Raw genomic sequence first — 25175 nt, forward strand, 5'->3', positions numbered from 1 at the left:
AGCCGGTGGGCATCGGTGCCCGCGGCATCTCATGCATTGCCCGAACGGAGTGGATGTAATGGCTCGTGCCTTCGCTGAAATCGCCTTCACGCCGACTGTGCGCGCCCTTCAGAAGCAGGAGGGGTCGAATGCTGCTTATGACCCGTTCCTGGAGCCCGGCGTCGAGCCCCGCGACCGTCTCGGCGAGGCGGAAGCGACGTTCATTGGGCTGCGCGACGGGTTCTATCAGGCGAGTGTCTCGGAAACCGGCTGGCCCTATGTGCAGTTTCGCGGCGGGCCGCGCGGCTTTCTCAAGGTGCTCGACGAACGGACGGTGGCCTATGCGGATTTCCGCGGCAACCGGCAGTATCTGAGCGTTGGAAACCTTGCCACCGACGACCGGGTGTCGCTGATCCTGACGGACTATCCCAACCGCGGGCGGCTGAAGCTGTGGGGCCGTGCCCGTGTCATCCAGAAGGCGAACGATCCGACGCTGATCGGCAACCTTGCCGACCCCGGATACCGCGCCTTGCCGGAGCGCGCCGTGGTGATCACGATCGAGGCTTTCGACTGGAACTGTCCCTCGCACATCCCGCGGCGCTTCACCCTGGACGAGCTGGAGCCGCATCTGGCGCCGCTGCGCGCCGAGATCGAGCGGCTCACGGCGGAGAACGCGCGCCTGAAGGGGGCTGGCACGCCGGACTGAAGACCCGGTCGCATCGGGTTGCATGCGCACCAATCCGCTTGTCATGGCTGTACGGATGATGATAGGCGCAAGCGATCGAGACCCGGGAGGAGGGCACCCGATGACGGAGATGACGCTCGCCGCCTTTGCCATGGTCGCCTTCATCGGGATCGCGACACCGGGGCCGACCGTGTTGCTGGCGCTTGCCAACGGCTCGCGCTTCGGCCTCGGCCGGGCGCTCTATGGCATGGCGGGCGCGCTCCTGTCCGACCTCGTGCTGGTTGGCGCGGTCGCCCTCGGGCTGGGCGCGCTGCTCGCCGCGTCCGAGTTCTGGTTCCAGGTGGTGAAATGGCTGGGCGTCGGCTATCTCGCCTTTCTTGGCGTGATGCTTTTGCGCTCGCGCGGATCGGTGGACGGGGCGCTCGCGGACGCAGCCCGACAGGAAGCCGGCTCGCCAAGGGCCATCTTCCTCAAGAGCTTTCTCGTGGCGGTCACCAACCCCAAGGGTTACCTGTTCTTCTCCGCCTTCCTGCCGCAGTTCATCGACCCGGCGGCGGCGCAGGTACCGCAATATCTCGCCCTGACCTGCATCTTCACCGCGATCGATCTCCTTGTGATGTTCGCCTATGCGATCTGCGGTTCAAGGCTTGCGCATGTTCTCAGGAATGCCGGCGCACTCTGGCTCGACCGCATCTGCGGGGGCGCCTTGTTGGCGCTCTCCGCGTCGCTTGCCGCCTACCGTCGTTCGACCGTCTGAAGGCGGGCCCCCGCCGCTTCTGAGCATTTCAGCTTGAACGTCCGGTGAAAAATATGAATACTGATTCATAATTCATATTAAGCCGGGTGGAAGCGACGTGAGCGAGGCGAGGGCTGGCAAGGGCGGCAAGCGGCCGGCGGAACGCGGGCGGGCGCCACGCGGCGCCAATAATGGCGCGCCGCCGCGTGGACGCGCAAGGGCAGCTGAGACGGCTGCGGAGACGGCCGCTGACAGCGCCAGCGGGATGCCGAAGACGGCACGCGGGGCGGCCACCCGGCGCGCTATCCTGGAGGCGGCCGAACGGGCCATCGGCCGGCAGGGCTTCAACGAGGCGTCGATCGGCTCGATCACCCGCGAGGCGGGGGTCGCGCAGGGCACCTTCTATATCTATTTCGCCAGCAAGGACGAGGTCTTCTCCGAGCTTGTCGCCGAGATGGGACGCATGCTGCGCCATGCGATCAGCGAGGCGACGTCCGGCTATGCCGACCGCCTGGCGGCCGAGCGCGAGGGCCTGCGGGCCTTTCTCGGTTTCGTCTCCGCCCATCCGGAGCTCTACCGGATCGTCCAGGAGGCGCAATTCGTCGATCCCGCCGCCTATCTCGCCTATTTCCGTACCTTCGCGGACGGCTATCGCGAAGGCCTGGAACGCGCTGCTGGCAACGGCGCCATCCGGCCGGGCGATGCCGAAATCCGTGCCTGGGCGCTGATGGGCATTGCCCGTTCGCTCGGCGAGTTCCAGGTGGTCTTCGGCGGCCAGACACCGCTCGACACCATGGTCGAGGTTGCCCACGACCTTATCGAGAACGGATTGAAGGCGCCGGGCGACAAGGCCGAGGCCGGGCGATGAGCGGCACTGTTCATCTCGATCATGCCGGCGGGGCCGCATGGCTGACGCTCGATCGGCCCGGGCGCGGCAATGCGCTGGTGCCTGAACTGCTCATCGCTCTGCGCTCCGGCGTGGCCGAGGCGCGCCTGGCCGGCGCCCGGGCGCTCGTGATCACCGGTGCGGGCCGGGCCTTTTCCACCGGCGGCGATGTCGCCGCCTTCGCCGCCCATGCATCCGATACGGCCGCCCTGCGCGCCTATGCTGCAGAGATCGTCGGTGAACTCAACGCGGCGATCCTCGATCTGCTGGCCTTTCCCGCACCGGTCCTGGCCGCCGTCAACGGGCCGGTGACGGGAGGCTCGGCCGGTCTCATGCTGGCCGCCGACATGGTGACGATGAGTGAAACGGCCTTCCTGCAGCCCTACTACAGCGAGGTCGGCTTCGCGCCCGATGGTGGCTGGACCGCGCTTCTGCCCGAACGTATCGGCAGCGCGCGGGCGCTGAAGGCACTGTATCTCAACGAGCGCGTTTCGGCGCACGACTGCCTGAAGCTCGGCATTGCCGATCATGTGTGCGAGGCAGACCGACTGCGCGCCGTCACAGGCGGGCAGGTCGCGACGATCCTGGAAAAGGACGCGGCAAGCCTTGCGGTTTCGCGTGCGAATGTCTGGAGCCCGGCGCGCCGGGCCCGGTTCGCCGCCGCGCTGGAACGCGAGCGGGAGGGGTTCCTGTCGTTGATCGCGCGCCCTGAAACGCTGGAGCGCATGCAGCGGTTCCTCGCCGCGGTCCGTCCGGCGGAGCCCGCGAAATGATCCACGTGACGGACATGGCGGCAAAGCGCGCCGAGCTGACGCCGGAAAAGATCGCCTTTCGAGACCACGAGACGGGGGTGGTTCTCAGCTTTTCCGAAGTCGATCGCCGGGCCAACCGCATTGCGCGCGGGCTCAGCGCGCGTGGGTGTCTCGCCGGCGACCGGATTGCGGTGCTGTGCCATAATCATCCGGATTTCTTCGTGCTGCTCTTCGCCGCCCAGAAGGCCAGCCTCATCCTGCTGCCGCTCAACTGGCGGCAGCCGGCGGCGGAACTTGAGCCCGTTCTGGTCGAGGCCGGCGCGCGCCTTCTCCTGCATGATGCGGCAACGGCGGGGACGGCTGCCGGGCTTGCATCCGCACTGGCGCTGGAAACGATCGGTTTCGCCGACGCGGTCCCGGGCGAGGGGGGCGTCCTGCTCGAGGCGCTGCTGGAGGGGGCAGGCGACGAGGCTTTCGGCGATGGCCGTGTCGATGCCGGGGCACCCTGGTATCTGCTTGCCACCTCCGGCACCACCGGAACGCCGAAGCTGGTGATCCAGACGGCGGCAATGGCCTGGGCGAATGCCGTCAACTACGCGCAGGCGACCGGCCTGCTGGCCAGCGACACGGGCGTCAACTATCTGCCGCTGTTCCACACCGCCGGGATCAATCTCTTCGCGCTGCCGCTGTTTCTGGCTGGCGGTGAGACCATCGTGCTGCGCAAGTTCGACGCCCCGGCAGTGCTGAAGCTGATCGCAGGGGGCGCCGTGACCGCCTTTTTCGGCGTGCCGGCGATCTATCAGGCGCTGGCCCTGGAGCCAGGTTTCGCGAATGCGGATTTCTCGGCACTGCGTTCGCTCGGTTGCGGCGGCGCGCCGATGCCCGCGCCCTTGCTGGAAACCTATCTCAGGCGCGGCGTCACCGTCTGCAACGGCATGGGCATGACCGAAACCGGCCCGACCGTGTTTCTCGCCGACCCGGGCCGCGCGGCGGAGAAAATCGGTTCGGTCGGCAAGGCGCAGATCCTTGCCGAGGTGCGTCTCGTCACCGCCGGCGGCAGCGTCGTGGAAGGGGCTGGCGAGGGCGAGTTGCAGATCCGCGGTTCCGGTGTCACGCCCGGATATTACGGCAACCCGGAGGCAACGCGGGCCGCCTTCGTGGACGGGGGGTGGCTGCGTTCGGGCGATGTCGCCCGCCGCGACGGGGACGGCTACTACTACATCGTCGACCGCATCAAGGACATGTACATTTCGGGCGGGGAGAACGTCTATCCGGCCGAGGTCGAGCGGGTGCTTGTCACCCATGCGGACATTCTGGATGCGGTCGTGGTCGGCGTACCGGACGAGAAGTGGGGAGAGGTGGGCGCCGCCTACCTGATCCCGAGACCCGGCGCGGAGGTCGACACGACGATGCTCCTTGCCTGGTGTCGTCAAAGGCTTGCCGGCTACAAGGTGCCGCGCAGCGTGACGATCGTCGCGGATCTGCCGCGCACCGCCGCCGGCAAGGTGCAGAAGCATGTCCTGAAATCCATGCATGAGGAGGGCGCCCGATGACGGAAGACCCGCACGCCGCCCCGCCCGCCATCCTGTCCGCCGCCCTGTCTGCCGGAGAGGTCGTCGCGACGTGGACCCCGAGCCAGTCGGATTTCGATGCCTTTGCCGAACTGTCCGGCGACGACAATCCGATCCATGTCGATCCGGCTTTTTCCGCCCGCACCCGCTTTGGCCGGACCGTGTCGCACGGCATGCTGCTTTACTCCCGGGTCTGGGCGTTGCTCGGCACCCGTCACCCGGGCCGCCGCCACGCCATGCAGTCGCTGATGTTTCCCAATCCTGCCTATGCGGGGGAGGAACTCGCCTTCCGGTTCTCGGGCGCCGAGGCGAAAGGGAACGGCGGGACGATGGCCATCGAGATCCGGAGGATCGCGGATGGAAAGGTGGTGCTGTCGGGTGAGTGCCTGCTGGAGGAAATCTGATGACGCTGGAACTCGGCCAGACAGCGGAGGTGCGGCGGACCTTTCCGCTAAGCGACGCAGACGCCTTCGCCCGGCTTGCGGGCCTCGAGGATACGCCGGACGCGGTACCCGAGCCGTTGATCGGCGGGCTCTTCTCCTATCTCCTTGGCGTCAAGCTGCCCGGTTTCGGCACCAATTATCTCAAGCAGGAGATGCGCTTCCTGGCAGCGGCTGCATTCGGTGAGGAGTTGACCGCGCGCGTGACCGTGACGCGGCTTCGGCCGGAGAAACATCTCGTCGATCTGGAGACGGTCTGCGAGGGCGCGGACGGCCGGCGTGTGTGCGAAGGCAGGGCGCTCGTCTATGTGGAGGATGTCGGCGTCTGAAGTGCCGGGCTCTGAAGCGCCGGATTCTGGAGCGCTGCACGCGCCTCCAACGAAAAACGCCGCCGGCAAGCCGGCGGCGTTCGTCAAACAGCTGTCAGGCCGAGGAGCGCGTGTTACGCGAGCTCGAGCTGGGCGGCCTGCAGGCCACGACCGCGACGGTCTTCTTCCGTCACGAAAGTCAGGGTCGTGCCTTCCGCCGGAACGGCGATGCCCGAGCGCTCGAAGGCGGTGATGTGGACGAACACGTCCTTGCCGCCTTCGGCCGGGGTCACGAAACCAAAGCCGCGATCATGGTTGAAGAACTTGAGGGTGCCGGTCTGGCGCATGGGGGAAACTCCTGTCCCGAGTCAAAACGTTAAAGCGCAAGTAAGCGCGCTTGCTTGCGCGAGCGTGGCATTCAGAAACGGGAAAGGCAGTTCTGTTCGACAGAACCGGTCACGGAGACCGGGAGAGAGCCGCATACCGAAACTTTCTTAACCGGGGTTCGAATTTTCAAGCCCGCTTTTGCCGGACCTAGGCCCGACGCGCGAAGTGTATGCGAAAACACGGAAGCCAGCAAGCGCCGTGGTACGGGCGAGGGATGCGGAACGCGGCCGTCTGCCATCAGTTGGGGGAGCGGCACGGATCGATCACTTCCCCTAGCATGGCGTTGAACGGACCGGGTTCTTCCAGGTGCGGGGCATGACCGGATGCGGGGAATGTGTGGAGGTGCGCGCGCGCCAGCCGAGAGCATTGCCAGTGGGCGGCACCGGCGTCATAGAGCTGGCTTTGCGCCCCGCGCGCGAGCACCACGGGCAGTTCGAGGCGCGGGATCAGGCCGCGGAAGTCCTGCGCGGTCAGGGATCGCCACATGGCGGCAAGCGACCCGGGGTCGGCGGCGCGCATTTCCCTCTCCGCGAAGCAGAGAAGGTTCCGGGGTGCCCCGGATGCGAAGGTGCGCCGCGCGGTCGGTGCGGCGAGCAGCGGCCATTGCGTCTCGATCGCCTTGAGAAAGACCGCGTTGCGGTCGCCGTCCAGGCCGCTGCGCGATCCGAACTGCCAGTCGGGCGCGTTGACCACCTTGGGCGACATGTCCTCCACCACGAGCGCCGACAGGCGGTTCGCGCCGTGCCGTTCGATCATCGACCAGGCGACAAGCGCGCCCATCGACCAGCCGACAACGACGGCATCCTCGATCCCGTCTTCCGCAAGCAGGTCGTGAAGCGCGTCGGCACCGGCCTCGATGGTCGGCGCGAGGTGCCCGGCGCTGCGGCCGTGACCGGGAAGGTCGGGGGCCAGTACCCGTGTCTGTCCGCCCAGCGCCTGCATCTGCGGTTCGAAGAAGCCGCCATGGCAGGACCAGCCATGCAGCAGCACAAGCGGACGACGTCCGTGCCGCGGCGCGCCGGCGCGGCGGACGAAGAGACTGGTCATCCCCGTCTCCGCAGTCGCCCGACGACCCCGTCGGGGAAGAAATAGACGGACAGGATGAAGAGCACGCCGAGCCAGAGCAGCCAGCGCTCGGGGGCGAGCAGCACGGGCACCAGCGGCAACGCCTCGGTTGCCCGCTCGGCCGCGCCCATCAGGTTCTGAAGGTAGGTCTGGGCGAGGATGAAGAGCGTCGCGCCGATCACGGCCCCGTACATCGTGCCCATTCCGCCGATGACGACCATCAGGAGGATGTCGATCATGATCTCCATCGAAAGCGTCGTCGCCGGGCCTGTATAGCGGATCCAGATCGCCAGCAGCGCTCCGGCAAGGCTCGCCATCGCGGCCGACAGGACGGTTGCCGTCGTCCGGTACCAGATCACCCGGTAGCCGATCGCCTCGGCGCGGAAGGCGTTGTCGCGCACCGCCTTCAGTGTCGTGCCGAAGGGCGAGTTGACGATCCGCAGCATGGCGAGGAAGAGCACCAGTGCGCAAGCAAAGACCAGGTAGTAGGACAGGAGCCGCCCGTCGAGGCGAACGCCCAGGATACGCATGTCGGCGAGGCGGAAGGCCGGCGTCAGCTCGCGCGGTATGCGATAGGTGAGGCCGTCCTCGCCGCCGGTGAACCCGGACAGCTGCGACACGAGCACGGCGAAGGCGCTGGCCACAGCGAGCGTCACCATGGCGAAGAAGATCGCCTTGACCCTCAGCGAGAAGAGCCCGATGGCGAGCGCCAGCGCAGCCGAGACGAGCGTGCCCGCGGCAACGCCGATGCCGATCGCCCCGAAGCCCGGCCCGAGCGCGGAGAGCGCGATGGCGACACCGTAGGCACCGATGCCGAAGAACATCGTGTGGGCGAAGGACACGATCCCCGTGTAGCCGAGCAGCAGGTCGTAGCTCGCCACCAGCACGATGAAGATGCAGATGCGGGCCGCCGTGTCGAGCGGCTTGGTACCGGGAAACAGGAACGGCGCGAAGGCAAGCGCAAGCCCGATCAGGACCAGTATGGCGGTCAGGATGCGGCTTTGCGGACGGTCCCCGGAGAGCAGCGTGTTGATCATGATGGGACCTATTTCGCCTTGACCACGGGATAGAGGCCTTGCGGCCGCCACATCAGCACGCCGACCATCAGCGCGATGGTCGAGACAAGCGCGACCTTGGGGGCCAGGAACGCCATGTAGTTGGCGAGCAGCCCCACCAGAAGCGCGCCGATGAAGCAGCCCTCGATGGAGCCGAGGCCGCCGATGATGACGACGACGAAAACGAGCACCATGATCTCCGACCCCATATGGGCGGTGATCGTCTCCTGGTAGAGGCCCCACATCACGCCGCCGAGGCCGGCAAGCGCGGACCCTGCCATGAAGACCAGCAGGAACAGCCGGCGAATGCGGTAGCCGAGCGCTTCCACCATCTCGCCGTTCTCGACGCCGGCGCGCACCAGGAGGCCGAGCCGCGTGGCGCGCAGCACGTGGCGCATGGCGAGGAAGAGCACGACGCCGATGCAGACGGCGAAGACGCGGTATTTCTCGATCGCCGCCTCGCCGAAGATGAACGAGCCCTGCAGCGACTGCGGGCGGGCGACATGGATCGCGTCGGGGCCCCAGACCACGTGGATGAGCTGCTGGGCGACGATCAGCCCGCCCATGGTGACGAGAATCTGCTTCAGGTGATGGCCGTAGACCGGCTTGACGATCACCCGCTCGAAGGCGAGCCCCAGCGCACCGGTGATCGCCATGGACGCAAGGATCGCCAGGAAGACGGCGGCCAGGTTGAGGATCACGGCCGGGCTCTGGGTCCAGCCGGCCAGCCAGGCAAGCACTGTGAAGCCGACAAAGGCGCCGACGGAAACGAAGGCGCCATGGCCGAAATTGATCACGTCCATCAGGCCGAAGACAACCGTCAGCCCGGACGCCATGATGAAGATCATCAGCCCCATGGCGAGACCGGCGACGGTCAGTGTCAGCCACACGGACGGGTCGCCGATGGCAATGAGGCCGGCGAGGGCCATGACGGGAGCAAGCAGCAACGGGGCCGCGTGTATCGCTCGCTCAAGTGGCGTCGGGCCGACGAGTTTGGGGCGGATCGCGGTTTCGCTCACTGGTGTTCCTCCAGGCTCAGGCCCATCAACCGTTCCTGCAGGCCGGCATCGGCGGCGAGCGCGCGCATATCGCCCGCATGGACGATGCGACCGTCATCCATCACCGCGACGGTGTCGCCGAGTGCCGAGGCCATGACGAAGTTCTGTTCGACCAGCAGGATGGTGGTGTCGGTCTCCTTGAGCTCCCGCAAGGCGGACGTCATCGACGCGATGATCGCCGGGGCAAGCCCCTTGCTGGGCTCGTCGATCAGGATCAGCCGGCGTGGCTCGATGATCGCGCGGGCGACGGAGAGCATCTGCTTCTGCCCGCCCGACAGCGTGCCGGCCGTCTTGTCCCAGAACGTTGCGATCGGCGGAAAGAGCTCCTTGATCCAGGCAAGTCGGCGCGCATCGAAAGGGCCGTCGACGGCGGCAAGCCGCATGTTCTCCGCCACCGTCAGGTCCGAAAAGACCCCCATGTTCTCCGGCACATAGGCAATGCCGGAGCGGGCGATCTCGGGTGTCGCGAGCGAATGGATCGCCTTGCCGTCGAAATGGATCTCGCCCGCGCTTGCCCGCCACAGGCCCATGATCGTGCGCAAGGTGGTGGACTTGCCGGCACCGTTGCGGCCAAGCAGCACCGAGACACCGCCACGCGGAACGTCGAGCGTGACGTCCTGGAGAATATGGTAGGGGCCGATATGCGTGTGCACGCCGGCAAGCCGCAGGAGCATGTCAGTCATGGGCGGTCTCGATGGTGACGGTTTCCGGGCTGGCCGTCTCCGGCGCCTTGCCGAGATAGGCTTCCTGGACGATGGCCGAGCGCATCACCGCGCCCGGCTCGCCGTCGGCGACCAGCGCGCCGTTGTGCAGCACGATGATCCTGTCGGCGAGTGTGCGAATGACGTCCATCTTGTGCTCCACCAGAAGGATGGTGCGGTCGCGGTCCTTCTTGAGGTCGCGGATCAGGTCGAGAATGACGGGAACCTCGTCGACGCTCATGCCGGCCGTGGGTTCGTCGAACATCAGCACCTGGGGGCTGAGCGCGATCATCAGGGCCACTTCCAGCTTGCGCTGGTCGCCATGGGGCAGGGCGGAGACCGGCATGTCGCGCTTGTCGATAAGCCGCACTTCGGCAAGCACGTGCTCGGCCCGCTCGATGAGTTCCACATGGGCGCTGGCGCGCGAGAAGATGTCGAACCCGCGGCCGGCGCGCGACTGAACGACCAGGCGGACGTTTTCCCGCACGCTGAGGCTCGCGAACAGGTTGGTGAGCTGGAAGGCGCGACCGATGCCGCGGTCGCAACGTTCGGCGACGCTCTTGCGGGTGATGTCCTCGCCGTTGAGGCGGACGCGCCCCGCGCTCGCCCGCAGCTGGCCGGACACGAGGTTGAAATAGGTGGTCTTGCCGGCGCCATTCGGCCCGACGATGGCCGTCAGCGTGCCGCGCTCGAAAGCGCAGGAAACGCTGTCGACGGCGACATGGCCGCCGAAGCGGATCGTCAGGTTCTCTGTCTCGAGAACGGGCGGTTCGCGAGTCACGGCGCGGATCTCCGGCAGTTGGGTGGGATATCGCAGGCAATCGCGGCGGTCCGCCCCCCGCCCGCATGCGGGGGAGGGCGGACCATGCGGATCAGCGTGTGTTGCGGACCGGGATCGCCATGTCCTCGATCTTCAGTTCGCGCACCAGTTCCGGGATGCCCCATTCGACATCAGGATCGACGCGGATCTTGAAGTGATACATCGACTGCAAGGCCTGATGATCCTCGGCGCGGAAGGTCATGGTGCCCTTTGGCGTCTCGAAGGACATGCCTTCCATCGCCGTGATCAGCTCTTCCGTGTCGGTCGAGCCGGCCTTGCGGATGCCTTCCACGACGGCGATGGCGGCCGACATGCCGCCGGCGGTGAAGAAGTCCGGCGGCGAGCCGTGACGCTTCCCGTGCTCGGCGACGAGCCAGTCATTGGCCGCGTTCTTCGGGATGTCGTGATAGTAATAGGTGGCGCCTTCCATGCCCGGCAGCGCCTTGTAGGCCTTCATCGCCGCGAGAATGTTGCCGCCGGTGGCGATCTCGATCCCGAAACGCTCCGGTTCCATCGCCTTGATCTTGCCGATCGGATTGTTGCCGCCCGCCCAGATCACGAACAGGAACTTGCGGCCCTCGACATCCTTCATTGCATCGAAGATGCGCTGGGCGCTGGCCGTGAAGTCCTGCGTGTCGGTCGGCGCGTACTCCTCGAAGGCGAGCTTTGCACCTGTTCCTGCCAGCGCCTCGCGGAAGGCCGCGACGCCGTCGCGGCCGAAGGCATAGTCCTGGGCGAGCGTGGCGATGGTGACGCCGTCCTTGCCGAGCGCCACCGCGTTTGCGATGGCGTCCTGCGACGAGTTGCGCCCTGTGCGGAAGATGTAGCGGTTCCAGTTCTCGCCGGTGATGCTGTCGGCCACCGCCGGCTCGACGATCAGCAGCTTGCCGTATTCCTCGGCCACCGGAAGCATGGCGAGTGCCACGCCCGAGGAGACCGGCCCGACGGCCAGGTCGACCTCGTCGTCGCCATAGGCCTCGGCCAGCGCCGCGCGGGCGATGTCAGGCTTCAGCTGGGTGTCCTTCTCGATCACGACGATCTTGCGGCCGTCGATCTCCATCGTGCCGTCGGTCGCGTATTCCAGTCCCATCATGAAGCCGGTATGCGACTGCTTGGCATAGGCCTCCAGCGCGCCCGTCTTGCCGTAGACATGGGCGATCTTGATGTCCTGCGCGAATGCGGCAGCGCCCAGCGGAGCGGCCGCGAGGCTGGTGGCCAGCGCGGCCACCAAGGCGAATTGTCTGTGCATGGCGTTCCTCCCTGTCGGCGCGCGCAAGCCATGCCCGTTCCTCCCGGAGCATGCCTGCCTCGTTGCACCTTTCGTATATGACGCATGATTCATGTTTCATGTCAATCGGGAGAGCGAAACCCCGCGGGACGGCGAAATTGCGCATTACGTCGCTTCGTGATGGCGATCACATTCATTTGCAGAAATGCCGGCTATCTTCAAAACATGGACGCAGGAAAAAGTGGCGTCATACAGGAAACAGAGCAGCATCGAACAGAGGGAATTAAGTCATGATGAAGAAGTTCGCAATCACAAGTCTTGCAGTTGCCCTGACCGCCGGTGCGGTTATGGCCTCCTTCACCACCGATGCCGAGGCGCGTCGCTGGCATCATCGCAACGGCTGGGCCGCCGCAGGCGGTTTCGTTGCCGGCGCAATCGTCGGATCGGCGCTGACCCAGCCGCGCTACTACGAGCCCGCTCCGCAATACGTCCCGGCGCCGGCCTACTACGGCCGTCCGGCCCCGTGGACGCCCGAGTGGTACCGCTACTGCTCGTCGAAGTATCGCTCGTTCGATCCGTCGACCGGCTATTTCCGCACCCACTCGGGCCGGGTGAAGTTCTGCCGCTGAGTGGAACTGTCGTGAGGAACCTGGAAGAGGCTGGCCTTTGCCGGCCTTTTTCCCGTGCGTGCCCCGCCCGCCGGTGCGATGAACCTGAGATTCGTCGGATTGGCTGCAGAAAGGCCCGACAATAACTTCGGATCAGGGCAACTGGCGCGGGTCCCCGGCGATGCGGTTTCGGCCGGCCTGCTTGGCGGCGTAAAGATACTGGTCGGCGCGGTTGAACGTATCGTCGATGTCTTCTGCCCGCACAACCGCCGTGACCCCGCCGGAGACGGTCGCGGTGATGGCAGTGCCGCCGAACAGGACGGGCTCTTCTGTCAGGGCAAGACGCAGTCGTTCCGCCATTGCCATGACCGCGCCTGCGTCGGCATGCGGCATGACGACGAGGAACTCCTCGCCCCCGAGGCGGCCGAAGTGATCGTCCTCGCGCAACAGCGCCCGTGCGCGCTCGGCGAATTCCCGCAAGACGGTGTCGCCGGCCAGGTGGCCGTGACAGTCGTTCACCTGCTTGAAATGGTCGAGATCAAGAAGAATGACGCCAAGGCCGGCCGCCACGATGTCGGGCTGCGCGGCAAGGTGCCTTGCCGCCGAAAGGATGGCCCGCCGCGACATGGCGCCGGTCAGCTCGTCACGATGGGCGAGATCGTAGAGCTCCGCCTGCCGCTGCTTCAGGGCGGTGATGTCGACGCGGAAACCGACCGTGCCGCCATTGGGCAACTTCTTCTCCAGAACCCGGATCCAGCGCCCGTCGGGCAGCAACTGCTCGATCGCCTCGGTGGAGGTGCGGTGGGCGGCGAGACGCTCGACAAGCCAGTCCTCCTCGCGCCCCCGAGCTTGCGGAAACTGCCCGCATCTCAGGCCCTCGCGCAGGATTTCCTCGAAGTGCTGCCCGGGCCGGATGGCATGGGCCAGTTCCGGATAGACCCGCCGGTATTGCTCATTGCAGATCAGCAGCCGGTCATCGGCGTCGAACAGGGCAAAGCCGTCAGGCAGGATCTCGATGGATTCCGTGAGCGTTTCCCAGAACGAGGTGGCGACGCGCTCGGCCGCCACCTGTTGCAGTTCGCGAAGGACGAGTTGGGCAACGTCCTCGACCGCGTCAAGGTCCCGTCGGGAGAGACAGTGCCTTCGGCTGTCCGCGAGACAGATCGATCCGACCGCGCGGCCTTCATTGTCCTGCATCTGGAACCCGGCGAGGAGTGTCACCCCGGTACCGGCAAGCCGGGCCTCTTCGGGCAGGCCGCGATGGGGCGAGCTGGTGCCGGGCGACCAGAGAAACGATCCCGCGGCGGCACTGGCCTGCGCGATCGCGCAGGCGAGGTCGGCAAGCGGGGGCGCGCACCCGTCCTGATGCAGGTCGCGCGTACCGTGCCCGCCGGGCAGATAGACGAACACGGCATCGACCTCGCACAAGCGACGTGCAATCCGCAATATTCGGGTCATTGCGGCGTCGGCATGGAGCCTGGTGTCCTGGTCGGCCGCGGGAGCATGCAACCCCGTGGCCGGTCCTGCTCCGGACCTGCTTGCCGGGGCCGCGGTTGCCCTGACCTTGCCCGCGGGATTCGGTGCCTTCACGTCAACCGTCCATGCATCTCGACCCGACCTGACCGGCCCGACCCGGCCGTGTTGATCGGTCCTGGGGTGTCGGGCATCGCGAAAAAAGCGAGGGATGCCGGAACCTGCCGTAGAGGACGCAAGGCTTCAAGGCTCGAAGGGCGGATGTACCCATCGCAGACCTGCTATCGCAAACAGCTGCTTGCGGGCAAAGGTGCGATTTGAATCGAGTTTTAAAGTCCGAGCCGCGCGGCGACCCCGTGAGCGGCTGCCAGTCCCGTCGCGAAACAGGCCTGAAGAAGATAGCCGCCGGTCGGGGCTTCCCAGTCCAGCATCTCGCCTGCGACATGGATGCCGGGCAGGGCGCTCAGCATGAACGTGTCGTCGATCGCGTCCCACCTGATGCCGCCGGCCGAGGATATCGCGCGCTCGGAAGCGGGAAAGCCGGTCGCCACCAGCGGCAGGGCCTTGATCAGGGCCGCCAGCTGTTCCGGGTCGCCTGGGCGGTGGCCGGGTTCGGAGAGGAGTGCGACGGCAACGGGAGGAAGGCCTGTGCTCTTGCGCAGGTGGTTCGACAGCGACTGCTTGCCGCGCGGCCGCGACAGGCGCTGCCGCAAGTCCTCGCGATCAAGGTCGGGGCGCAGGTCGAGCGTGATGTCGGCCCGCCCGGTCTCGGCGATCCTGGCGCGAACATCCGGCGTCAGGGCATAGATGGCGCCGCCTTCGAGACCGGTGGCGCTGACGACAGCTTCGCCCGCGACCCGCCGGTCGCCCACCGTGATCGCGATCCGTTTCAGCGGGGTGCCGGCGAAGCGCTCGCGCAGGTGCTGCGACCAGGGAACGGAAATGCCGGCATTGGCCGGTTGCAGGGCCGAGATCGCCACGCCGCGTGCTGCGAGCAGCGGCACCCAGCCGGCATCGCTGCCGAGCCGGGGCCAGCTGGCCCCGCCAAGCGCCAGAAGCGCGGCGTCGGCACGGACCTGCGAGGGGCCGTCCGCCCCCTCGAAAAGCAGCGCGCCATCCTCGCCAAGGCCCGTCCAGGTCGAGCGAGCCTGAAGACGGACACCGTTTGCCGCCAGGCGGGCGAGCAGGGCGCGCACCAGCGGCGAGGCCTTCATCTGCCTCGGGAACACACGCCCGCTCGAACCGACAAAGGTCTCGATGCCAAGTTCCGCGCACCATGCGCGCAGGGCTTGCGGATCGAACGCCCCGATGGCTGGCGTCAGCCGGTCTTCCGCCTCGCGGTAGCGCCCGAGGAAGGTTTCGACCGGCTCGCTGTGGGTCAGGTTGAGGCCGCCGCGTCCCGCCATCAGAAGCTTGCGGGCAGGAGAGGGCATGCGCTCGTGAACGGTCACCGCCGCGCCGCGCCGCGACAGCGCATCGGCGGCGATCAGGCCGGCGGGGCCGGCGCCGACAATGACAACGGCGGGTTTGGCGATGCCCATGACTTGGTTCCCCATGACTTGGTTCCCGGTGTGGTGAAATGGAAGTTCGTTCGGAGCCGGCCGGGAAGTGGGCGAATTTCAGACCCGGGGGCGCGGCCCGGCCTCGCGGCGGGCAGCGAGTTCGCCTTCGTAGGCTTTGGCGATCCGCAGGAAGCGGGTATAGGCGAAGTTCCCCGAGATCACGATCCCCCACCATCCGTAAAGCATGTAGCGACGCAGGACATAGGCCTTGAGGAAGGCAAGCGGGAATTCGGTGAGAAGACGCCAGCGGGCGACCTTGCGGCCGCGCTTTGCCATGTCGAGCGCCTGCATCGTGGAATAGCGGTTCATCTTCTCGACATGGAAGGCGACCGAGCGGATCGACCGGTGCTCCATGGCCTGCCGGAGCCGTGCTGGCCGCGCATCCTCGGGCGGCCGCACGGTGTCGTGCACGGGCGAATCGGAAAAGCGCCCGACCCGGCGATCATAAAGGCGGATCTGGATATAGCCGTAGGCCCAGGGGGCCGGCCCGTCCTCGTGCGCGAAGACATCCAGGATCGACACCTGCCAGAACGAGTTGGAAGCAAGGGCGGAGGAACGCGCCAGTGTTTCGATCTCCAGTGCCAATGCCGGTGTCGCCGCCTCGTCGGCGTCGAGATTGAACAGCCAGTGATTGCGGCACTGGTCTTCCGCGAAGCGCTTCTGCGGCCCGTAGCCCGGCCAGGCATTCTCGATCACGCGCGCGCCGTGCCGTTCGGCGACGTCTCTCGTGCCGTCCCGCGAACCGCTGTCGACGACGATGATCTCGTCGGCGAAGGATTTGACGCTGTCGATGGCGCGGCCGATCCGGTCCGCTTCGTCCCGCGCTATTATAAAGACGGAAATCGCCTGGGCTTCGCTCATTGGGGCAACGGCCTTCCTGCTGCTGCGACGGCATCGCGCCGAATCGCGCCTGCCCGGGCAGGCCGGAAAGGCGGGAGCGATGCAACTGCAAACCGCGCGCGCCTTCTTTAAGTGGCGATTCTCCCGTCATCAAGCATGTAGGCGGATTGCTGTGCAAGCGCCGGGCGGACGGCAAGCCACGCGGCGTGTTTCACCTCCCGGTTTGAGTGAAAAGCAGCGAAACGGCGGAAATGCCGGGAAACGGGGCTCATTTGCTAACAGAGGCTTAACGGGGTGTCACCGCAAAGACACACTGTGTCCGTGGAGTGCCGCAAACGGGCATTTGCCGGTTGCGAGGCGCGGCCGGCCCGGCTTAGAACAGGGTCGAGCTCGCGGGGAAGCTTGCTCAACTCTCATCTCCCGTTGGCCACAAGGTCACTAGGGAACAACGACGAGGTCAGGAAAATGAACATTAAGAGCATCCTGCTCGGCGCTTCCGCAGCTGCCCTGGCAGCCACGGGCGCACAGGCCGCCGATCTTCCGGTGGCTCCGGAGCCGGTCGATTACGTCCGCGTTTGCGACGCTTTCGGCACGGGCTTCTTCTACATCCCGGGCACCGAGACCTGCCTGAAGATCGGCGGCGGCGTTCGCGTTGAATTCCGCGCGTTCGACATGCTCCAGGACGGCGGCAGCGCTTGGGACGCCCGCACCGATACCTCGACCGGTATCCGTGCTCGTGGCTACCTGAACTTCGACAGCCGCACCAACACCGAGTACGGCCTGCTGCGCACCTACGTCGCTGCTTGGTCGACCACCGACAACGCTGGTGGCTCGGACTTCTATCTGGATGAAGCCTTCATCCAGCTCGGCGGCTTCGTCGCTGGTCGTACCGCTTCGTACTTCCAGTTCTACACGGGCAACAACTGGGGTTCCGTGCTCGACCAGGGCTTCGCTGACTTCGGCGAGACCAACCTGTTCGCGTACACCGCTCAGTTCGGCAACGGCTTCTCGGCTTCGGCCTCGGTCGAAGTTGCCAACAAGCGTGGCCAGATCTTCTACAACGGCGCCCAGCTCGGCACCCAGACCGTTGCGCTCTCGGGCACTGCTGCTGCAGCGATCGACGGCTACGGCGGTCACAAGATCCCGGACTTCGTCGCCAACCTGCGCGTCGACCAGGGTTGGGGTTCGGCTCAGTTGATGGGTGCTCTGCACCACGTCTACGGCCGTTCGCTGAACGCTGCCACGATGGGTACCGGCACTGCCGCCACCAACTTCCCGGGCGCCATTGTCAGCACCAACGGCAAGGGCAAGCTCGGCTGGGCGATCGGCGCTGGCGCCACGTTCAACCTGCCGATGATTGCTCCGGGCGACAACGTGTCGATCCAGGCTTCGTACTCGCAGGGCGCTATCGGCTACGTGAGCTCGGCTTGGGACGGCGTCTTCTCTGACGCTTCCTACAACGCTGCCGGCGCTCTCAAGCTGTCGAGCGCATGGGGCATCGGTGGTGGCTTCACCCACTTCTGGACCCCGGCCATCTCGTCGGCTCTGACCGTGTCCTACAACAGCCTCGACCAGGCTGCTGGCGGTGCGGACATCCGCGACCTGAACGTTCAGGGTAACCTGATCTGGCGTCCGGTCTCCGGCCTCTATGTCGGTGCCGAGCTCGAGTACCGCAACCGCAACACCAACGTCGTTGGCGCGGACTCTGACGATCTCGTCGGTATCTTCCGCGTGCAGCGCACGTTCTAATCTGATCCTTTAAGATCGGATTGAAGGCCCGGCGGGAAACCGCCGGGCCTTTTCTTTTGGGTGCGTCGCAAAAGGCGTATTGCCCCGAAGGGATCTGCAGCACCCGGCATGGTTCATGCGGAGGGCGTCGCCGGTCCGTTTGGGCTTCCTGGTTATTTTTGATAATTGTTTGTTTTGTTTCATAAAAACTGCCTTCGTTGACGTGTCCGTAAATAAGTCGCTTGCATCCCCGCTTCCAAGGTGGAATCTTCTCTCCCGACTGGAACAGCAAGACGCTTGCCTGCTGAGGCGCCGGGCCAATGCCCGCTGCGCTCCATCTCGCAGGGCAAGCGGCACCGCGAGGGAGCAATGCCATGACTGCAGCGATCGTTGGCTGGGCGCATACGCCGTTCGGCAAGCATTCCGAGGAAAGCGTCGAGAGCCTCATCGTCACCGTCGCGCGCGATGCGATTGCCGATGCAGGCTTCGAACCCGGCGATATCGACGAGATCGTGCTCGGTCATTTCAACGCCGGCTTCTCGGCGCAGGACTTTACCGCGTCCCTGGTTCTCCAGGCGGATCCCGCCCTGCGGTTCAAGCGTGCGACGCGGGTCGAGAACGCCTGTGCAACCGGTTCGGCCGCGGTGCACCAGGGGGTGCGGGCGATCAATTCCCGCGAGGCGCGCGTGGTGCTCGTCGTCGGCGTCGAGCAGATGACCACGACACCTGGCCCGGAGATCGGCAGAAACCTGCTCAAGGCGTCCTATCTGCCCGAGGACGGCGACACGCCGGGCGGATTCGCCGGCGTCTTCGGCAAGATCGCGCAAGGCTATTTCCAGAAATACGGTGACCGCTCGGACGCGCTGGCAGCGATCGCGGCGAAGAACCACAAGAACGGCGTCAGCAATCCCTATGCACAGATGCGCAAGGATCTGGGCTTCGAGTTCTGCCGCGCCGAAAGCGAGAAGAACCCGTTCGTCGCCGGTCCGCTGAAGCGCACCGACTGCTCGCTCGTCTCCGACGGCGCGGCGGCGCTGGTGCTCACCGATGTCGAAACGGCGCTGGGGCGCAAGAAAGCGGTGGCATTCCGCGGCCTGTCGCATGTCCAGGACTTCCTGCCCATGTCGAAGCGCGACATTCTCGCGTTCGAGGGCTGTGGCGAAGCCTGGCGGCGGGCACTGTCGGCAGCCGGCGTCGGCCTTGACGACCTCTCGTTTGTCGAGACGCATGACTGCTTCACCATCGCGGAACTGATCGAGTACGAGGCGATGGGGCTGACGAAGCCGGGCGAAGGCCATCGTGCCATCCTGGAAGGCTGGACGCAGCCGGACGGGCGCTTGCCGGTCAATCCGTCTGGCGGGCTGAAGGCCAAGGGACATCCGATCGGCGCCACCGGGGTCTCGATGCATGTCCTCTCGGCAATGCAGCTGACCGGTACGGCCGGCGACATCCAGGTGAAGAACGCCGGGCTCGGCGGCATTTTCAACATGGGCGGAGCGGCTGTCGCCAACTACGTGTCGGTGTTGCAGCCGCTGCGCTAGGGTTTCGGTTCCGGCCTTCGCATCCCTCGGGCGCAAGCCCGACATGGCAGCTCTGACGGCGCGAAGCTTCGGCTGTCGCGCCGTTTCCTGTTGCGGAGGGCCGTTCTGCTTCAGTAGATCGCCGATTCCATGTGGCGGGCGAGGTCGAGCATGTCGAAGGCCACGACTTCCCAGGAATCCCCGGGTGCAAGGTCGCTGGTCTGCTCGGCTCCAAACTCTTTCGGCCTGGCAAAGAAGGCCGTCTTCAGGCCGACACTGCGTGCGACGGCAAGATCGGCATTGTGGGCCGAGGCATACATGACCTCGCCCGGTGCGAGGCCGATCGCCTGCACTGCCCCGGCCAGCAACCCGCCACGCTGGCCCTCGCCGACCAGGTCGGTTCCCAGAATCAGATCCCACGGCAGGCCGGCATGCTTGGCAAGCCAGGTCATGGTCGAGGTCGGGATGTCCGTGCAAGGGGCAATGACGTATTCGCGGCGCAATGCCCGCAAACCGGGAACGCTGTCGGGCCAGGACGGCAGCCGTTGCCAGCTGCTTGCAAGTTGCGCGGTGTCCTTGTCGCCAAGAACCCGATCCAGTTTCCAGGCCTCCAGCACATCCTGCAGGGATGCGCTTGCGACCTCGTCACCGCGCACATCCTGCGCAAGCGGATCCCGCACACGGGCCCTGTAGGCCTGATACCACGCGTCGGCCAGGGCGTGGGAACTGATCTCGCGACCGCTCTTGGCAAAGGCCCGCTCGAAACCATGGGCAAGTCCTTTACGCCAGTCGATAACGGTGCCGAATACATCAAAGAAAATAGCTTTTACCACGGGATTCACTCGATATTGATTTGATTGAAATGTCTCGCGACAGCGTAGTATTAGTTGTCCGGATGCGAGAATCAACCAAGAGTGCTAAGCCTCGACGCAATAGTAGCATCCTTGAAATGGATTCGTTGCAGAATCTAATTTCCCTGTCGTTGTGAAAAATATGGTTACGAGTTGAAGTCGTTCGAGTTCGATTCAAATAAAATCACCGGTATGCACGAAATGAATGTGCGTCTCTGGATTTTGGTTTGGTTGCGTTGGTGTCTTGCAATAACTTGTAACCACATGCTGGTGGTGCAAGCGGAGAGAAACCACAGGTGGTAATATTGCGCAAGCCGCCCGGGGTTCGGCCGTAGCGGCCGGCACATCTCTGGCGTGACGCCTCTCCGGATGCGATGCCCGCAGGCGCAGGAGATGTATCGGTGCGGTGCGCCGCGACCGAATGGCAGCGTCGGCAGAACCGGAAAGCCGGGGCGTACGGCGTTTCATCTGAGGAGCCTTCGCACGGAGGTTTCTCGCGCGGGGAACCTTAGGCCTGCAGGGCCGCGGCATTGCCTTTGCCGTGTCGACATGCCCGCCCGGGGATGTTTTTTCTCCTCTTCTCGTCTCGTTTGAAATGCCATGCCCGGCGGATCGGCACGCGAGCCTCTATCTGTAGGTTCACTCAGAATTCAGCCGGAGACCGCGCCGAATGGCCCGACAGGATGACGCAGCAAATCGAAAGCTTGCCGTCTTCCCGACCTTTCACAAGGTCGAGGGGCGGCGGGTTGTCGTGGTCGGTTCCGCCGACGAGGCGGCCGCCAAGGTCCGGCTTTTGTCCGAAACGCGGGCGCTGATCGAGGTCGTTGCGCCGGAGATCGAGCCCGCGGTGGCCGTGGCTCTCGACACCGCAGGTGGCGTATGGGTTCGTGCCGGGTTCCGGCCCGGGCTCCTTGAGGGCGCTGCGCTGGTCTTCGCCGCGAGCGGCGAGGAAAGGCAGGATACGGCTGTCGTCGAGGCCGCCAGGAAACTCGGTATTCCCGCCAATGCGGTTGACCGTCCGGAGCTCTGCGACTTCTATGTCGGCGCGCTCGTCAACCGCGCGCCGGTTGCCATCGCCATCACCTCGACCGGCGTCGGGCCGGTGCTGGCACGCCACATTCGCGCCCGGATCGAGGCGTTGCTGCCGCGCGAGACCGGCGATCTCGCCCGTCTCGCCGAGAGCTTCCGGGAGACCGTTGCCCGGGTCATCACGGGCGGGGCGGAGCGGCGCAGGTTCTGGGCACGGTTCTTTTCCGGTCCCGTGGCCGCGCACCTCCAGGCCGGTCGGCCGGACGTCGCCCGCGCCGAGGCGCAGCGCCTGCTCAACAGCCGCAGCGACGATGCCGGTTTCGTCTGGCTCGTCGGTGCGGGGCCGGGCGCCGAGGATCTTCTCACCCTGCGCGCGCAGCGCGTGCTTCAGGAAGCGGATGTGATCGTCCACGATGCGCTTGTTCCCTCCGATGTGGTGGCAATGGGCCGGCGCGACGCGGAACGCATTGCGGTCGGCAAGCGCAAGGGCGCGCATTCGGTGTCGCAGGCGCGCATCAACGAGATCCTGGTGCGGGAAGCCTCGCTCGGGCGCCGCGTTGTTCGCCTCAAGGCGGGCGATCCGCTGGTCTTCGGGCGCGCCGGCGAGGAAATGGCGGCGCTCAGGGATGCAGGCATCGCCTACGACATCGTCCCCGGCGTGACGGCGGCGCTCGCCGCGGCCGCCAGCGCGCGCATTCCGCTGACCTTGCGCGGGATCGCCTCCGATCTGGTGTTTGCCACCGGTCACGACCGCTCCGGCGACACTCTGCCCGGCTGGGCGGGGCTCGCCATGGGCGGCGCCACGGTGGCCGTCTATATGGGTCGTAGCGTTGCCGCGCGCGTCGCCGAACGTCTGGCCGAGGCAGGACTTGCCGCCGAGACCCCTGTCGCGGTTGTGGAGAATGCCGCGCAGCGCGGGGAAACCCTCTATGCCGGCACGCTTGGCGATCTCGCCGCCCTGGAAGGGCGCGACGACGTCACCGGACCTGCACTCATCGTCATCGGCAAGGCGGTTGGCCATGCCGATCTGCCCGAAAGCCAGCCCTTGCGCGCGACGCTCGCCTCCCGAGCCGTCGCCGCCGCTTGAGCACGCCACAAGGAACGACTGCATGAAAGCTCTTACCGCCAACCGTCTGATCGATGGCGAGGTTGTCTGGCTGGGCCGTGCCGGCCAGTGGGTCGAAACGCTTGACGGGGCCCGGTTGCTGGAGAGCGCCGAGGCGATTGCAGAAGCCGAAGCGCTGGGGACGGAGGCCGTCGCCCAGCGGCTGATCGTCGAGCCGTACCTGATCGATCTGCGGCGGGAGGACAACGAGATCGCGCCGGTCCGGTTCCGCGAGCGGATCCGCGCCAAGGGTCCGACGACGCGCCTCGACCTCGGCAAGCAGGCCCGCCGCGAGGTTTCGGCCGCCTGAGCGGCGCAACGCGCATACCGGGCAACCCAGACAAACTTCGGGCCGCCGGCGCAGGATGCGCCGCGCCTGTCGATCCAGGAGACAGCGATGTACCGCTACGACGAATTCGACGCGCATTTCGTTTCGGCACGGGTCGAGCAGTTCCGCGACCAGGTGCGCCGCCGGCTCGCCGGCGATCTGACCGAGGACCAGTTCAAGCCGCTGCGGCTGATGAACGGGGTCTACCTGCAGCTTCATGCCTACATGCTGCGGATCGCCATTCCCTACGGCACGCTGGATGCCCGGCAGATGCGCCGCCTGGCCCATATCGCGCGCACCTATGACCGTGGATACGGCCATTTCACCACGCGCCAGAACATCCAGTTCAACTGGCCGCGGTTGAAGGACATTCCCGATATCCTTGCGCAGCTTGCCGAAGTCGAGATGCACGCCATCCAGACCTCGGGCAACTGCATCCGCAATGTCACGGCGGATCACTTCTCGGGAGCCGCCGCCGACGAGATCGTCGACCCGCGCCCCTATGCGGAGATCCTGCGCCAGTGGTCGTCGCTGCACCCGGAATTCTCGTTCCTGCCGCGCAAGTTCAAGATTGCGGTCACCGGCGCGCCGCATGACCGGGCGGCGGTACAGGTGCACGACATCGGCCTGCAGGCGGTGCGCGGCGCGGATGGCAATATCGGCTTCACCGTCTTCGTCGGCGGCGGTCTGGGCCGTACGCCGATGGTCGGGCGCAAGGTCCGGGATTTCCTCCCCGAGGAGGACCTTCTGGCCTATAGCGAGGCGATCCTGCGCGTCTACAACCGCTACGGCCGCCGCGACAACAAGTACAAGGCGCGCATCAAGATCCTCGTGCATGAAACCGGTCTGGAGACGCTCAAGGCCGATATCGAGCGCGAATTCGAGGAAATCCGGGGCGGCGCGCTCGACCTGCCGCAGGCCGAGATCGACCGCATCGTGGGATATTTCGCGCCGCCGGAGCTTGCCGCCGGCGCGGATGACGAGGCGTTCGAGCGGGCCGTTGCCGCGGATCCGGCGCTTGCCGCCTTTGCCGAGCGCAACGTCCATGCGCACCACAGTGCCGGCCATGCCAGCATCACGATCTCGCTGAAGCCGGTCGGCAAGGCACCGGGCGATGCGACCGCGGAGCAGATGGAAGTCGTTGCGGACCTCGCCGAGCGCTACGGCCACAACGAGATCCGCGTCAGCCACGAGCAGAACCTCGTCCTGCCGCATGTGCGCAAGACCGACATTCCCGCGATCTTTGCGACACTGGTCGGGGCCGGTCTCGGCGATGCCAACGCGGGCCTTGTCACCGACATCATCGCCTGCCCGGGCATGGATTATTGCGCGCTTGCCACAGCGCGCTCGATCCCGGTCGCACAGCGCATCTCGGAGCGTTTCGCCTCGCTGCAGCGGCAGCGCGACATTGGCGACCTGAAGATCAAGATCTCCGGCTGTATCAATGCCTGCGGTCATCACCATGTCGGCCATATCGGCATTCTCGGCGTGGAGAAGAAGGGCGAGGAGTACTACCAGATCACCCTTGGCGGCTCGGCCGACGAGAACACGTCCGTTGGCGAGATCATCGGGCGGGGCTTCTCCTACGACGAGATCGTCGACGCCATCGAGAAGGTTGTCGACACCTATGTCGGCCTGAGAAGCGATCCGGCGGAAGACTTCCTCGCCGCCTATCGCCGGGTCGGCGATGCTCCCTTCAAGGAGGCTCTCTATGGCACAGCCTGAAGCCCTGCTGCCCGAACCGGATGCGGCATTCGAGGCGCTTGCCCTGGCGCAGCGCCACCAGGGAGCCTCCGCCACGGAGGTCATCGCCGCCGCGCGCGAGCGCTACGGAAACGGTCTGGCGATGGTCTCCTCCTTCGGCGCCGAGGCGGCGGTGCTGCTGCATCTCGTCTCGCGGGTCGATGCGGACATTCCGGTGCTGTTCATCGACACGAAGAAGCTGTTTCCCGACACGTTGCGCTACCGGGACCTGCTGGTGGAACGTTTCGGCCTGGGCGACGTGCGCACGCTGACGCCGGACGCCGCCGACCTTGCCGCCGAGGATCCGGCCGGCATGCTGTGGATGGGCAGCACCGATGCCTGCTGCGACATCCGCAAGGTGCGGCCGCTGGCGCGCGGCCTGAAGGGCTTCGATGCCTGGATTTCCGGCCGCAAGCGGTTCCAGGCGAGCAGCCGTTCGGACATCCCGCTCTTCGAGGCGGAAGGCGGCCGGGTGAAGGTCAATCCGCTTGCCGACTGGGATCCTTCGGACCTGCGCGCCTATGTCCTGGAACACGGGCTTCCGCCTCATCCCCTGGTCGCAAGGGGCTATCCCTCAATCGGCTGCATGCCCTGCACCAGCCCGGTTGCCGAAGGCGAGGATCCGCGCGCCGGTCGCTGGCGCGGGCAGGAAAAGACGGAATGCGGCATTCATTTCGCGCTGCCGCTCGAAAACGAACAGGGAGCCGGGATCTGACC

General features: G+C 66.1%; 24 protein-coding genes and 1 pseudogene. 14 read left to right on the top strand and 11 right to left on the bottom strand.

Annotated elements, in window-relative coordinates:
- Positions 1–58: 58 nt before the first annotated feature.
- From ACQY46_RS07530 to ACQY46_RS07560, 7 genes are all read left to right on the top strand, one after another.
- Positions 59–685, top strand: a complete 627-nt coding sequence (locus tag ACQY46_RS07530) for a pyridoxamine 5'-phosphate oxidase family protein (RefSeq protein ID WP_428699639.1) — start codon at positions 59–61, stop codon at positions 683–685.
- Positions 686–785: 100 nt separating this feature from the next.
- The gene (locus ACQY46_RS07535) at positions 786–1421 is read left to right on the top strand and encodes a LysE family translocator (RefSeq protein WP_428699640.1); all 636 of its coding nucleotides are present in this window, start codon (positions 786–788) and stop codon (positions 1419–1421) included.
- 97 nt (positions 1422–1518) lie between these two features.
- A complete protein-coding gene (locus tag ACQY46_RS07540; protein WP_428699641.1) occupies positions 1519–2268 on the top strand; it encodes a TetR/AcrR family transcriptional regulator in 750 nt (249 codons plus the stop codon).
- Positions 2265–3059, top strand: a complete 795-nt coding sequence (locus ACQY46_RS07545; protein ID WP_428699642.1) for an enoyl-CoA hydratase/isomerase family protein — start codon at positions 2265–2267, stop codon at positions 3057–3059. Before ACQY46_RS07540 ends, ACQY46_RS07545 begins: the two co-directional genes overlap by 4 nt.
- The gene (locus tag ACQY46_RS07550) at positions 3056–4591 is read left to right on the top strand and encodes an AMP-binding protein (protein ID WP_428699643.1); all 1536 of its coding nucleotides are present in this window, start codon (positions 3056–3058) and stop codon (positions 4589–4591) included. The genes ACQY46_RS07545 and ACQY46_RS07550 overlap by 4 nt, the downstream gene beginning before the upstream one ends.
- Entirely contained in the window at positions 4588–5013 is a 426-nt protein-coding gene (locus ACQY46_RS07555; RefSeq protein ID WP_428699644.1) for a MaoC family dehydratase, read from the top strand. Before ACQY46_RS07550 ends, ACQY46_RS07555 begins: the two co-directional genes overlap by 4 nt.
- Positions 5013–5378 (top strand): phosphate acetyltransferase, encoded by a 366-nt coding sequence (locus ACQY46_RS07560; RefSeq protein ID WP_428699645.1) that lies wholly within the window; start codon positions 5013–5015, stop codon positions 5376–5378. Before ACQY46_RS07555 ends, ACQY46_RS07560 begins: the two co-directional genes overlap by 1 nt.
- A gap of 113 nt (positions 5379–5491) precedes the next feature.
- Here ACQY46_RS07560 and ACQY46_RS07565 read toward each other — a convergent pair whose 3' ends face one another.
- From ACQY46_RS07565 to ACQY46_RS07595, 7 genes are all read right to left on the bottom strand, one after another.
- Positions 5492–5704 carry a cold-shock protein gene (locus tag ACQY46_RS07565; RefSeq protein WP_306026921.1) on the bottom strand — a complete coding sequence of 71 codons (213 nt, stop codon included), beginning with the start codon at positions 5702–5704 and terminating at the stop codon, positions 5492–5494.
- A gap of 277 nt (positions 5705–5981) precedes the next feature.
- Positions 5982–6791, bottom strand: a complete 810-nt coding sequence (locus ACQY46_RS07570) for an alpha/beta fold hydrolase (protein ID WP_428699646.1) — start codon at positions 6789–6791, stop codon at positions 5982–5984.
- The gene (locus tag ACQY46_RS07575) at positions 6788–7846 is read right to left on the bottom strand and encodes a branched-chain amino acid ABC transporter permease (protein WP_428699647.1); all 1059 of its coding nucleotides are present in this window, start codon (positions 7844–7846) and stop codon (positions 6788–6790) included. The genes ACQY46_RS07570 and ACQY46_RS07575 overlap by 4 nt, the downstream gene beginning before the upstream one ends.
- An 8-nt stretch (positions 7847–7854) precedes the next feature.
- Positions 7855–8883, bottom strand: a complete 1029-nt coding sequence (locus ACQY46_RS07580; RefSeq protein ID WP_428699648.1) for a branched-chain amino acid ABC transporter permease — start codon at positions 8881–8883, stop codon at positions 7855–7857.
- Positions 8880–9605 carry an ABC transporter ATP-binding protein gene (locus ACQY46_RS07585; protein ID WP_428699649.1) on the bottom strand — a complete coding sequence of 242 codons (726 nt, stop codon included), beginning with the start codon at positions 9603–9605 and terminating at the stop codon, positions 8880–8882. Before ACQY46_RS07585 ends, ACQY46_RS07580 begins: the two co-directional genes overlap by 4 nt.
- Positions 9598–10404 (bottom strand): ABC transporter ATP-binding protein, encoded by an 807-nt coding sequence (locus tag ACQY46_RS07590; protein ID WP_428699650.1) that lies wholly within the window; start codon positions 10402–10404, stop codon positions 9598–9600. Before ACQY46_RS07590 ends, ACQY46_RS07585 begins: the two co-directional genes overlap by 8 nt.
- 91 nt (positions 10405–10495) lie before the next feature.
- Positions 10496–11692 carry a substrate-binding domain-containing protein gene (locus ACQY46_RS07595; RefSeq protein ID WP_428699651.1) on the bottom strand — a complete coding sequence of 399 codons (1197 nt, stop codon included), beginning with the start codon at positions 11690–11692 and terminating at the stop codon, positions 10496–10498.
- Between the two features lie 269 nt (positions 11693–11961).
- On the opposite strand from ACQY46_RS07595, the gene ACQY46_RS07600 reads away from it, so the two are divergent.
- Positions 11962–12300: a BA14K family protein gene (locus tag ACQY46_RS07600; protein WP_428699652.1), complete on the top strand. Its 339-nt coding sequence runs from the start codon at positions 11962–11964 to the stop codon at positions 12298–12300.
- A gap of 132 nt (positions 12301–12432) precedes the next feature.
- Here ACQY46_RS07600 and ACQY46_RS07605 read toward each other — a convergent pair whose 3' ends face one another.
- The 3 genes and pseudogenes from ACQY46_RS07605 to ACQY46_RS07615 all read right to left on the bottom strand — a co-directional run bounded on the left by ACQY46_RS07605 (position 12433) and on the right by ACQY46_RS07615 (position 16175).
- Positions 12433–13707 (bottom strand): diguanylate cyclase, encoded by a 1275-nt coding sequence (locus ACQY46_RS07605; RefSeq protein WP_428699653.1) that lies wholly within the window; start codon positions 13705–13707, stop codon positions 12433–12435.
- A gap of 374 nt (positions 13708–14081) precedes the next feature.
- Positions 14082–15326: pseudogene (locus tag ACQY46_RS07610) on the bottom strand (TIGR03862 family flavoprotein); the annotation flags it as partial.
- Positions 15327–15371: 45 nt separating this feature from the next.
- Positions 15372–16175 (bottom strand): glycosyltransferase family 2 protein, encoded by an 804-nt coding sequence (locus tag ACQY46_RS07615; protein ID WP_428699654.1) that lies wholly within the window; start codon positions 16173–16175, stop codon positions 15372–15374.
- Between the two features lie 444 nt (positions 16176–16619).
- Here ACQY46_RS07615 and ACQY46_RS07620 point away from each other — a divergent pair, with 444 nt between their 5' ends.
- A complete protein-coding gene (locus tag ACQY46_RS07620) occupies positions 16620–17903 on the top strand; it encodes a porin (protein ID WP_428699655.1) in 1284 nt (427 codons plus the stop codon).
- A gap of 353 nt (positions 17904–18256) precedes the next feature.
- Entirely contained in the window at positions 18257–19423 is a 1167-nt protein-coding gene (locus ACQY46_RS07625) for an acetyl-CoA acetyltransferase (RefSeq protein ID WP_428699656.1), read from the top strand.
- Positions 19424–19533: 110 nt separating this feature from the next.
- On the opposite strand, the gene ACQY46_RS07630 is transcribed toward ACQY46_RS07625, so the two are convergent.
- Complete coding sequence (locus ACQY46_RS07630) at positions 19534–20235, bottom strand: HAD family hydrolase (RefSeq protein WP_428699657.1); 702 nt, start codon at positions 20233–20235, stop codon at positions 19534–19536.
- 688 nt (positions 20236–20923) lie between these two features.
- Between ACQY46_RS07630 and cysG the strand changes: the two genes are divergently transcribed.
- The 4 genes from cysG to ACQY46_RS07650 all read left to right on the top strand — a co-directional run bounded on the left by cysG (position 20924) and on the right by ACQY46_RS07650 (position 25173).
- Positions 20924–22369: a siroheme synthase CysG gene (gene cysG / locus ACQY46_RS07635; RefSeq protein ID WP_428699658.1), complete on the top strand. Its 1446-nt coding sequence runs from the start codon at positions 20924–20926 to the stop codon at positions 22367–22369.
- Positions 22370–22391: 22 nt separating this feature from the next.
- Entirely contained in the window at positions 22392–22697 is a 306-nt protein-coding gene (locus ACQY46_RS07640; protein WP_428699659.1) for a DUF2849 domain-containing protein, read from the top strand.
- An 87-nt stretch (positions 22698–22784) separates the two neighbouring features.
- Positions 22785–24440, top strand: a complete 1656-nt coding sequence (locus ACQY46_RS07645; RefSeq protein WP_428699660.1) for a nitrite/sulfite reductase — start codon at positions 22785–22787, stop codon at positions 24438–24440.
- A complete protein-coding gene (locus tag ACQY46_RS07650; protein ID WP_428699661.1) occupies positions 24427–25173 on the top strand; it encodes a phosphoadenylyl-sulfate reductase in 747 nt (248 codons plus the stop codon). Before ACQY46_RS07645 ends, ACQY46_RS07650 begins: the two co-directional genes overlap by 14 nt.
- The last annotated feature ends 2 nt before the right edge of the window (positions 25174–25175 follow it).

The organism is Stappia sp. (assembly GCF_965276915.1).
GTDB lineage: Bacteria > Pseudomonadota > Alphaproteobacteria > Rhizobiales > Stappiaceae > Stappia.

Coding starts and splice junctions, on each gene's coding strand:
- ACQY46_RS07530 (WP_428699639.1), top strand. CDS start 59: ATGGCTCGTGCCTTCGCTGAAATCGCCTTCACGCCGACTGTGCGCGCC.
- ACQY46_RS07535 (WP_428699640.1), top strand. CDS start 786: ATGACGGAGATGACGCTCGCCGCCTTTGCCATGGTCGCCTTCATCGGG.
- ACQY46_RS07545 (WP_428699642.1), top strand. CDS start 2,265: ATGAGCGGCACTGTTCATCTCGATCATGCCGGCGGGGCCGCATGGCTG.
- ACQY46_RS07550 (WP_428699643.1), top strand. CDS start 3,056: ATGATCCACGTGACGGACATGGCGGCAAAGCGCGCCGAGCTGACGCCG.
- ACQY46_RS07555 (WP_428699644.1), top strand. CDS start 4,588: ATGACGGAAGACCCGCACGCCGCCCCGCCCGCCATCCTGTCCGCCGCC.
- ACQY46_RS07560 (WP_428699645.1), top strand. CDS start 5,013: ATGACGCTGGAACTCGGCCAGACAGCGGAGGTGCGGCGGACCTTTCCG.
- ACQY46_RS07565 (WP_306026921.1), bottom strand. CDS start 5,704: ATGCGCCAGACCGGCACCCTCAAGTTCTTCAACCATGATCGCGGCTTT.
- ACQY46_RS07570 (WP_428699646.1), bottom strand. CDS start 6,791: ATGACCAGTCTCTTCGTCCGCCGCGCCGGCGCGCCGCGGCACGGACGT.
- ACQY46_RS07575 (WP_428699647.1), bottom strand. CDS start 7,846: ATGATCAACACGCTGCTCTCCGGGGACCGTCCGCAAAGCCGCATCCTG.
- ACQY46_RS07585 (WP_428699649.1), bottom strand. CDS start 9,605: ATGACTGACATGCTCCTGCGGCTTGCCGGCGTGCACACGCATATCGGC.
- ACQY46_RS07595 (WP_428699651.1), bottom strand. CDS start 11,692: ATGCACAGACAATTCGCCTTGGTGGCCGCGCTGGCCACCAGCCTCGCG.
- ACQY46_RS07600 (WP_428699652.1), top strand. CDS start 11,962: ATGATGAAGAAGTTCGCAATCACAAGTCTTGCAGTTGCCCTGACCGCC.
- ACQY46_RS07615 (WP_428699654.1), bottom strand. CDS start 16,175: ATGAGCGAAGCCCAGGCGATTTCCGTCTTTATAATAGCGCGGGACGAA.
- ACQY46_RS07620 (WP_428699655.1), top strand. CDS start 16,620: ATGAACATTAAGAGCATCCTGCTCGGCGCTTCCGCAGCTGCCCTGGCA.
- ACQY46_RS07625 (WP_428699656.1), top strand. CDS start 18,257: ATGACTGCAGCGATCGTTGGCTGGGCGCATACGCCGTTCGGCAAGCAT.
- cysG (WP_428699658.1), top strand. CDS start 20,924: ATGGCCCGACAGGATGACGCAGCAAATCGAAAGCTTGCCGTCTTCCCG.
- ACQY46_RS07640 (WP_428699659.1), top strand. CDS start 22,392: ATGAAAGCTCTTACCGCCAACCGTCTGATCGATGGCGAGGTTGTCTGG.
- ACQY46_RS07645 (WP_428699660.1), top strand. CDS start 22,785: ATGTACCGCTACGACGAATTCGACGCGCATTTCGTTTCGGCACGGGTC.
- ACQY46_RS07650 (WP_428699661.1), top strand. CDS start 24,427: ATGGCACAGCCTGAAGCCCTGCTGCCCGAACCGGATGCGGCATTCGAG.